This window comes from Streptomyces pseudogriseolus, from assembly GCA_002154585.1.
Classification (GTDB): Bacteria; Actinomycetota; Actinomycetes; order Streptomycetales; family Streptomycetaceae; genus Streptomyces; species Streptomyces pseudogriseolus.
In genome coordinates, this window is record MUNG01000526.1 from 1 (window position 1) to 220 (window position 220).

Genomic DNA, 220 nt, shown 5'->3' on the forward strand with positions numbered 1-220 from the left:
GGCCGACGAGGGCACCGTGCGCGCCCTGCGCCCCGACCACAGGGCCCTGAGGACCTACTCCGAGCGCGGCGTCATCGCCACCGCCCGCGCCGGGGACCCGGAGGCGGAGTACGACTTCGTCTCGCGCTGCTTCTTCCCCAACGTCGGCATCGACGAGGACGCGGTCACCGGCAGCGCGCACACCGCGCTGGCCCCGTACTGGTCGCAGCGGCTCGGCCGC

The 220-nt window shown here is 75.5% G+C and carries 1 protein-coding gene; it reads left to right on the forward strand.

Annotated features, from left to right (window positions below; all coding sequences use genetic code 11):
- Positions 1–220, forward strand: a 220-nt coding sequence (locus CCN29_RS32145) for a PhzF family phenazine biosynthesis protein (protein WP_143661441.1), incomplete at both ends; no start/stop codon positions are given.